The organism is Gottfriedia luciferensis, from assembly GCF_002156865.1.
In the GTDB taxonomy this organism is placed as follows: domain Bacteria; phylum Bacillota; class Bacilli; order Bacillales; family Bacillaceae_G; genus Gottfriedia; species Gottfriedia luciferensis.
The window spans coordinates 290,024-299,430 of sequence record NZ_NCTA01000002.1; the positions used below are offsets into that span (position 1 = coordinate 290,024).

Genomic DNA, 9,407 nt, shown 5'->3' on the forward strand with positions numbered 1-9,407 from the left:
CTTCCCCTTTTACGTATGGTCCTGTTAATGAATAATCAATTATTTCAATTTTACTGTTTTTACTGGTTCGTAACTAGGTTTTTTAGAAGGATGAATCTTGTATAAAACGATTTCATTTACTTCAAAGTTTAATGAATTTCCCTCCCATTTTTGAGGGATGATAAATTCTTTATCGAACCTATCATTATATTTCTTAGCGATTGTAATATGCGGATTATAAGGGCGTTTTTCGATTGAAAATCCGATTTCCCTACACACTTGAGCAATTTTTTTCTGTAAATTAATTAATTCGGTACTACTCTTTAATCCAAACCACCAAACTCGCGGTTGTTCTATTTTACCAAATATCCCTATCCCTTCAATCACCAGTTCAAATCTTTGAAAATGTTCAAGTTCGATTTGTATTTGCTCCATAAGTTCGACAGTTTTATTAGAAGCAACTGGTCCCAAAAATGATAAAGTAATATGAAAATCATCTTTAAAAGTCCAACTTTTAAAAGGTAATTTGTTATACCATTTTTTTGAATAATCATCTAAATTTTCTTTAATGTGTATTGGCAATGGAACAGCTAAAAAATAATGATCACTCATTAAGCAATCTCCTTCTTGTCATTAATGTTAGAATCTTTTTTCAAGTACTGCATGATTCCAACCGCTACTAAACTTAACGATCCAAATAGAATGTAGATTGATTTTATCGTATATGCCTCTGATAAAAATCCACCAATAAATGTACAGAACCACTCGCCTACACCTAAGCCTAGACCAGAATAGATTGTAACAGCTGTTGCTTTTAATGAATCGGGTGCCTGTTCTCTTACAAATTGAAGTGCTGCAGGAATAAATAATCCAACTGATAATCCTTGAGTTAAACATGTTAAAAATAAAATAAATAATGGCGGATTTGTAAAATAAAAATACCATCTTAATGCTGAAACTAAGGCAGTTGCAATTAAGATATTATATACACCAAATCGTTGAATTAATTTCTTAGAAACCTGTAAAAACGGTGCTTCGCTACCTGCTGAAATAAGGAAAGCAATCCCAACACCTGTTAATGTTCCACCTAATGATTGAATATATAAACCAAAATAAGTATTATTTGCACTGATTGGTCCAAACACTAGAAAGACAAAAATTAAAAATAGCATAAATCTTTTATTTGAAAATAAAATCGGGATACCTTTTAAAATTGGCTCCCTTTTATTAATTGTAGAGGATTTTGGTATGAAGATAGAGATACCTAAACCAATTAAAATACAAAATGCAAATACAAAAAATATAATTGTTAATCCAAACATTTCTGCTAATCTACCTGAAAATAAAACGGCCAAAGCAAAGCCAATTGAGCCATATAATCGAATAGCCCCGTAGTTTCCACCAATTTTTTGGACATAGTTTAGTGCAATACTATCTGAAAGAGGAATTAAAGCACTTTGAGTCATCGATAATAGAATAACTACAAATAAAAGCATGCCAAACGAAGTGATTGTAGAATAGAAAAGTGCAATTATGATTGTCATGATTTGTGATATAAGTAGCATCTTCTTAGGATTTTGCGTAATATCACTAACCATTCCCCATAAAGGCTGTGAAAAGATTGCAATGATTGGTGTTAAAGACATTAAAATTCCAATTTGTGAAGTTGACAAATCCAACACATGTTTAAAGTAAGAAGAAAGTAAGGGTCCTAGAGATCCTATTGCAAAGAATAAACAAAAATAATAACTCTTAAAAATTAATAAGATGCTATTTTGACGTGCTTGTAATGTGTTCAAAATTATCATCAACTCCTAACATACATAAAAAAAGGGGGTATTCTACTTCCCCCAGTGTGTAGACAAAGTCCTATATATCTGATTTTCAGACTGATTGAAAACGTTCGACTTTCGAGGCGCGAAGCCTGGCGAGGAGCGGAGTTACCCTTAACGGTAATGAGCACCGCTCTGCAGGCGAAGCAACGAAGAAAGCGAGCGTTTGGTGGGCAGTCTGAGGGGAGGTATTTTACTCCCCCTTATTACTGCTGCAATAAACTATCTTTCTTCGATGGTTAGAGTGCTTGAAGTACATCTTTTTACGGTACCCCCGCACTATCTGACTCCATGAAAGACTAGAAATTTTTCAGTCAGTCTTTATTTAACTAATTCAGCAATCGCTTGAGCGTAAATTGCAATCGCTTTTAATAAATCATCAATTTCAGCGTATTCATCTTTTTGATGAGCTACTTCTGGTTTTCCTAGGAAAAGTGGACCAAATGCTACACCAGCACTTAATGAACGGGCGTATGTTCCACCACCAATTGTTAATAGAGTTGCCTCTTCACCTGTTTGCTCTTCATATACTTTTTGTAAAGTTTGAATCAATGGATGATCTTTCGGTACATGGTGAGGCTTCGAGTTTTTAATTTCATTAAATTCAAAGTTATACTTACTTCCACGTTCTGTAAGTGTTGAAATAACAAAATCAATGTCAGTAGTTACTGGGTAACGTAATGTTAAACCAAATGTTCCACCTTGTTTAGCTTCATATTGCATAATACCTAGGTTTATCGTTAAATCTCCAGTTATATCATCATTATAAGCAACACCCATGTTTTTACCACGAGAGTCACCTTTGAAATTTTCAACAATAAATTTTAGGAATTGAGCTGAATTTTGATTGAATGCAAATTGATTTAAGAAGCTCGCTAAAGCAACACCTGCATTTTTCCCTTTGTCCGGCTCCATTCCATGAACTGAAACGCCTTCTACTATTAAAACTTGATTTCCATTTTCTTCTAATAGTTGTGCATTACAGCCTAATTCACTAACATGACTTGTAAACGCTTCACTATTAAATTTTGCACCAGAAACGATCGCTTTCGCATGATCAGGTACCATATTTACTCGTCTACCAGAAGAAAATGATACTAATTTATACTCACTCTCAACATCATCTGATAGAGTTTGTTTGAACTCAATATCTAAAATGCCTTTTTCAGCGTAAATAATTGGGAAATCCGCGTCTGGAGCAAAGCCCATTGTTGGCATTTCTTCTTTTTCAAAATAGTGATCTACACAACGCCATTTACTTTCTTCATCTGTACCAAGAATCATTCGTACACGTTTATTAATTGGAAGTCCTAACTCTTTTACAATCTTCATTGCATAGTAAGCAGCCATTGTAGGACCCTTATCATCAATTGCACCACGAGCATAAATATTTCCATCTCTAATGATTGCATCAAAAGGATCATGTGACCAACCATCTCCAGCAGGTACAACATCTAAGTGACAAAGAATACCAACTAACTCTTCTCCACTTCCCATTTCTAAATGACCTGCATAGCCATCTACATTTTTTGGAATAAATCCATCTTTTTCACCTAAATTTAACATGTATGTAAGTGCATCATTAATACCTTTTCCCATAGGTGCTTCTTTTGAAATAGTTGATTCGTCGTAAACACTTTCAATATTTAGAAGCTCAATCGTTTGCTTTAAGTAGTCTTCTTTGCGTTTTAAAACTTCTTCCATCCAATTAATTTGTGTCATGGAAAAACCTCCTTTAATATAAATAGTTTATCATCTTTTAAAATTTAAACATAATTTATTCATAAATGGAACGAAAAAAGAAGGAATATGACATTCTTTGTAGAATATATTAGCTTAAACGTGCAAAATGATTACGTTTGCGCAAATTTTCATTAAATTTTTGTATTATTTTCATAAAATTCGTTATGAAACTACTGAAAAAGAGTAAAATGAAAATATAGCTTATTCTAGTAAAATACTTAACTAACCTGTTATGAGAACAATGCGGTAGGTAAAGGAGTGGTTTTTTGAATTCTGGAACTTCTCGAATGCTGACTCGAATTAAGGCCATTTACATGTACATTAGTGAAAATGGCACCGTTTCTACAAAAGACCTAGTTGAAGAGTTTGGTATCACACCTAGAACAATCCAACGAGATTTAAACATTTTAGAGTTTAATAATCTAGTTTATAGTCCAAGTAGGGGAAAATGGGCCGTAACAGGGAAAAAAGTAAAAGCTACTTCTTAAAAAAAACAAAAACCCTAGATTGTCGTCTGACGTCTAATCAAGGGTTTTTGTTTTTCTTTTATGAACTACTTTTCTTCATTAACTGACTTAAGTAGCTCAACTTCTTCGTCAGTCAATTCTCTATATTGACCTAATTCAAGATCCTCATCTAACTTTAAAGGACCCATTTCTAGTCTCTTTAAGTAAGTTACTTTCTTTCCTACCGATTCAAACATTCTTTTTACTTGATGGAATTTACCTTCCATAATAACAAGCTCTATTTCAGATTCTTCACCTGATTTTAGAATTGTTAAATATCCAGGTTTCGTTAAATAACCATCTTCTAGCGTTACACCCTTTTCAAATGCCTTAATGTCATCTTCGGTTACAATTCCATTAATTGTTGCATAATACTTCTTTGGTACATGTTTTTTAGGAGAAAGTAATTGATGTGCTAAATGGCCATCATTTGTAATTAATAATAACCCTTCCGTATCTTTGTCTAAACGGCCAACTGGAAATGGATCGAAAATAATATCTTCGTATTCTAATAATCCGATCACCGTTTCATGCTCTGAATCTTCAGTCGCAGAAATGACACCTGGTGGCTTATTCATCATTAAGTATACAAATTCTTTATACTCTACTACTTCACCATTTACTGTGACAACTTGATTTTCAATATCAACATGTTCTTTAGGGCTTTTTACAATACTATCTCCTACTTTTACAACACCTTGCTTAAGTAAACTCTTTACTTCTTTACGACTACCATATCCCATATTTGCTAAAATCTTATCAATTCTCATACTGTACACCTAATCTTTCTAAAAAGTTTAATCATTATAAGCCATTAACAGAGACATAAATTTAAAGAAAACTCGCCGATTGGCGAGCCTTTAGGAGAAGACAGAGGCTTAGTTGCACTTATACTTAATACCCAAAGTTGGCAACTCCGTCGAGTTTTCTAAACCGCTGCCAATTTATACTTTCTTACTGTGTAAAAAAGGTGAACCATTACTACAGACGGTTCACCGTATTTTTATTATGCTCTTTTACCAAATTTAAAACGATTCTTGAAACGAGCACCAAGAATAATTTCAAATAAGTTTAATTTATAGGCAACACCTAAATAAACAATTCCGCCAACAATTGATCCGATAATAACAAGGAACATCGAAATCATTCGGCCATCTTTGTACGTGATCCAAATTCCTAAAAATTGTTCTACTAAGTAAACTGCACCAGCCATTACTCCAGATAAGAGTATCATAAAGAGTATGCGTCTAAATACTCGATTAAATGAGAAGTTTGCATATTTACGTATAAAATAGAAATTGTAGACGATTGAAAATAAATAACCTAGTGCAGTCGCTAATACAGCACCATAAGTTTTAAATAAATAGATTAATGGTACGTTTAGTACTATTTTTAGAATAACTCCGCCAATTAATCCAATAATCGCATATTTTTGTTTATCTAAACCTTGTAAAATCGCTACATTTACAGTGAAAAGTGAATATAATAACGCTACTGGCGCATAAAAACCAAGAATACTTCCACCTAATGTACTTTTTTGATAAAAAGCACTATAAATCGGTTCTGCTAATACCGATATACCTACTACAGCAGGAAGTGTTAAGAAAAATACAACCTGGTAGGTTTGTGTAATTTGACTTTGTAGCTTTTTATGATTGTTATTTACGAATGCCTCAGTTATAGCCGGAACAAGTGTTAAACCAAATGCAGTCGCTAGTGAAACTGGAATCATTACTAGTTTGTGACTTGTGTATGAAAACATTACATAAGTATTCTCTGCAATATCTTTTAATCCAATTGCTTCCATTGCTCTATTGTAAGTAAATTGATCGACTAATTGATATAACGGAATAGCAAGTCCAACAAATACATACGGAATAGAATATGAAAATAATTCTTTAAACATTTCTATTTTAGTTGGATAAATTAATCCTTTTGATTTTGGGAGAAGTTCGTCCAAATGAACTTTTCGTTTTCTCCAATACCATAGTAAATTTAATATACCGCCTACCGCGCCAATTGTAGCCGCAAATGTAGACAATCCAACTGCTTGAGTAATTGTTCCACCAAAAACTTTTAGAATTAAATAACTTCCGACTAAAGTAAATACAATACGAACAATTTGTTCAATTAACTGAGAAACAGTAGTTGGCCCAGTTGATTGATGCCCCTGGAAAAAACCTCTATATAAACTTTGAGAAGGTACTAATATTAATGCAGTACTAACAATTCGCATAACCGAAACTACATCTTCTACATTATTACCTTTTGTATCTTTTGGAATCATAAGAGGTGCAATATACGGTGCAATGATATATAACGTTAAAAACGAAAAAATCCCTGTACATATTAAGAGTAGCTGACTTGCGTGAAACAGCCTTCTACTTGTTTCATATTCTTCAATTGCATTGTACTTCGAAACAAACTTCGCTACAGCTAATGGAACGCCTGCAGTAGCAATACTGATAAATAATGTATATGGAACGTAACCATAATTATATAATGCAGATCCCTTTGAACCAACTAACGCATAAAAAGGGAACGTATAAATCATTCCTAGGAATTTTATTAAAAATGTACCAGCAGTTAATATGAAGGTACCTCGTAGCAATTTTGAATCTGACATAAACTGCCTCCTACTAATTCTCGATCAAACTAACTAATCTATCTTACCATATTCATATAAAAAGAAAAAATTAAAAAATGGTAAGAAGTTGGAGCTTACATGAAATAATGGTAAACTTACTAAAAGAAATTTGTAATGAAAGTAGTGAAATAATGATTTATGACGTGATTGTAATAGGTGGCGGTACTTCCGGTCTGATGGCTGCAATTAGCGCTGCTGAAAACAAAGCTAAAGTACTTTTACTTGAAAAAGGAAATAAATTAGGACAAAAACTACTTATTTCAGGTGGAGGTCGTTGTAATGTAACGAATCGCTTACCTGTAGAAGAAGTTATTAAACATATACCTGGTAATGGACGTTTTTTATATAGCGCATTCTCTATTTATAATAACGAAGACATCATCCAGTTTTTTGAAAAGATGGGCGTCGCATTAAAAGAAGAGGATCATGGAAGAATGTTTCCTGTTTCAAATGATTCAAAATCAGTATTAAGTGCTTTAATGCAAAAATTAAAAAAGCATCATGTAGATATACAAATTAATCGAACAGTTAAAGACGTACTTTACGAAGATGGCAAAGTAGTCGGCATCTTATTGGATGATCGAACAGTCATTTATTCAAAAAGCGTTGTACTTGCGGTAGGAGGTAAATCAGTTCCTCATACTGGTTCAACTGGTGACGGTTATGCATGGGCAAAAAAAGCCGGACATACAATTACTGAACTCTTTCCAACAGAAGTACCTATTACTTCGAGTGAGGAATTTATTAAAAACAAATCATTACAAGGCCTTGCACTTCGAGACGTTGAATTAAGTGTCTTAAATCCAAAAGGAAAAAAAGTTATTTCCCATAAAATGGACATGCTTTTTACTCATTTTGGAATTTCTGGCCCTGCTGCATTGCGCTGTAGCCAATTTGTATATAAAGTCCAGCAAAAATTTAAAACAAAAAATGTATCAATGGCGATTGATTGTTTCCCTGATCAAAACGAAGAATCACTTTTTCAAGAAACAAACAGCATTTTAAAAAGCGAACCTAAAAAAGCAATTAAAAATGTACTGAAAGGCTTTGTACCTGAGAGATATTTATTATTTTTATTCTCAAAATGTGGAATTGAAGAATCAACACCTTGCAATGAACTTAGTGCATTAAAAATAAGAGAGCTTGTCCAATCATTTAAAAGCTTTACCTTTACAGTGAATGGTACTTTATCAATCGAAAAAGCATTTGTAACCGGCGGTGGAGTTTCAACTAAGGAAGTACACCCAAAAGAAATGTCATCTAAAATCATGAATGGTCTTTATTTTTGTGGAGAAATATTAGATATTCATGGTTATACAGGTGGATATAATATTACTGCTGCATTTGTCACAGGAAGATTAGCAGGAGCATCGGCGGCGGAATACTCGAAAACGATCGTACACAATTCATAAACAAAGGACCGAACGAATGTCTATTTTTCGTTTGGTCCTATAATTATTACATATGGAAAAGCATAAGATCTGACAAATCGTAAACTGATAACATGATAAAATAGCATTACTTAATCTTATCGCATAACTCATTTCTGCAAAACAATACATCCTATGCTTTTCGATTATTATTTTTTTCTTTTGCACAAATCCACCGTCCCTAAATTAAGGTCAACGAACATTCGATTGTTCGTGCTGCAAGTTAACTAATAAATAAAATCGACCATCCTCTTCAACATAACCTTCTGCCAATTGGAAAGAATGTTCCATGTCTCTAAAGAAAAATTTCCCAATTAAATATTTCGAAGAATACAATTCAATATGCCCATCTTTAAATTTACCAATTACTTTATCGGTGATATCAATTTTTAATGTTTTTGGCAAACCAACCCCCTCCTTTCACAAGCAAAGACCTCAATGAAGATATATATGAGGTTCTACTTTAATATATGTCACAACTCTTTAGTTAATATTCCTAACGAAAAAAAACATTACCTTTTTAAAAATTATAAATTAAGAAAACTCTCCGCATTGTTGCACTTATACTTAATTCCTAAAATTTCTTAAAAGTATAAAAAAAATCCAACTTCAAATAGTTGGATTCAGTGTGTAGACAAAGTCCTATTTTTTTGATTTTCAGACTGATTGAAAACGCTTGTCTTTCGAGGCGCGAAGCCTGGCGAGGAGCGGAGTTACCCTTAACGGTAATGAGCACCGCTCAGCAGGCGAAGCAACGAAGAAAGCGAGCGTTTGCCAACAGTCTGAATCCAACCTCAAATAGTTGGATTTTCTGTAAGTAATGAGCAATAAAATCAATCATTTACCGGCAATCAATGTTAATCTAAATCGCCTTCCCAGGCCATCATGCCGCCCTCCATATTGATCGCCTTAAAGCCATGCTCACTCATATATTCACAAACATTTTCACTACGAACGCCTGCTTTACAAATAAAAATATATTCAAACTCTTTATTAAACAGATCTAGTTTACTTGGAATTTCTCCCATTGGAATATGAATTGCTTCAGGTATTTTACCATATTCAACCTCATAATCCTCACGTACGTCTACTAAAAATAGTGTTTCACCTGCTTCTAAACGCTCTTTTACTTCATTTGCAGAAATTGAATTCATTCATCTATCATCCTCTCTTATGCATCCATCTTAACAACTAATCATTACCTATGCAAAAAGCAAGTTTGATTGTTGAAACATGAAACTTTTAATTATAAACTGAAAAGAAAAAACCT

At 33.2% G+C, this 9,407-nt stretch carries 9 protein-coding genes; 2 read left to right on the forward strand and 7 right to left on the reverse strand.

What is annotated here, in order from left to right:
• Positions 1-39: 39 nt before the first annotated feature.
• The 3 genes from thpR to pepV all read right to left on the reverse strand — a co-directional run bounded on the left by thpR (position 40) and on the right by pepV (position 3,533).
• On the reverse strand, positions 40-591 hold the full coding sequence (gene thpR / locus B7R67_RS03590; RefSeq protein ID WP_088067597.1) for an RNA 2',3'-cyclic phosphodiesterase: 552 nt from the start codon (positions 589-591) through the stop codon (positions 40-42).
• The gene (locus B7R67_RS03595; protein ID WP_158095012.1) at positions 591-1,778 is read right to left on the reverse strand and encodes an MFS transporter; all 1,188 of its coding nucleotides are present in this window, start codon (positions 1,776-1,778) and stop codon (positions 591-593) included. The genes thpR and B7R67_RS03595 overlap by 1 nt, the downstream gene beginning before the upstream one ends.
• Before the next feature lie 354 nt (positions 1,779-2,132).
• Positions 2,133-3,533 (reverse strand): dipeptidase PepV, encoded by a 1,401-nt coding sequence (gene pepV, locus B7R67_RS03600; RefSeq protein ID WP_088067601.1) that lies wholly within the window; start codon positions 3,531-3,533, stop codon positions 2,133-2,135.
• A gap of 308 nt (positions 3,534-3,841) precedes the next feature.
• On the opposite strand from pepV, the gene B7R67_RS03605 reads away from it, so the two are divergent.
• On the forward strand, positions 3,842-4,042 hold the full coding sequence (locus B7R67_RS03605) for a DeoR family transcriptional regulator (protein WP_371870385.1): 201 nt from the start codon (positions 3,842-3,844) through the stop codon (positions 4,040-4,042).
• A 65-nt stretch (positions 4,043-4,107) separates the two neighbouring features.
• On the opposite strand, the gene B7R67_RS03610 is transcribed toward B7R67_RS03605, so the two are convergent.
• A complete protein-coding gene (locus tag B7R67_RS03610) occupies positions 4,108-4,830 on the reverse strand; it encodes a pseudouridine synthase (protein ID WP_088067603.1) in 723 nt (240 codons plus the stop codon).
• A 236-nt stretch (positions 4,831-5,066) separates the two neighbouring features.
• On the reverse strand, positions 5,067-6,686 hold the full coding sequence (locus B7R67_RS03615; RefSeq protein ID WP_088067605.1) for a putative polysaccharide biosynthesis protein: 1,620 nt from the start codon (positions 6,684-6,686) through the stop codon (positions 5,067-5,069).
• A 152-nt stretch (positions 6,687-6,838) separates the two neighbouring features.
• Between B7R67_RS03615 and B7R67_RS03620 the strand changes: the two genes are divergently transcribed.
• Positions 6,839-8,119 (forward strand): BaiN/RdsA family NAD(P)/FAD-dependent oxidoreductase, encoded by a 1,281-nt coding sequence (locus B7R67_RS03620; protein ID WP_088067653.1) that lies wholly within the window; start codon positions 6,839-6,841, stop codon positions 8,117-8,119.
• Positions 8,120-8,329: 210 nt separating this feature from the next.
• Here B7R67_RS03620 and B7R67_RS03625 read toward each other — a convergent pair whose 3' ends face one another.
• A complete protein-coding gene (locus tag B7R67_RS03625; protein WP_088067607.1) occupies positions 8,330-8,542 on the reverse strand; it encodes a DUF2553 family protein in 213 nt (70 codons plus the stop codon).
• 452 nt (positions 8,543-8,994) lie between these two features.
• On the reverse strand, positions 8,995-9,291 hold the full coding sequence (locus B7R67_RS03630; protein ID WP_088066470.1) for a rhodanese-like domain-containing protein: 297 nt from the start codon (positions 9,289-9,291) through the stop codon (positions 8,995-8,997).
• Positions 9,292-9,407 lie beyond the last annotated feature (116 nt).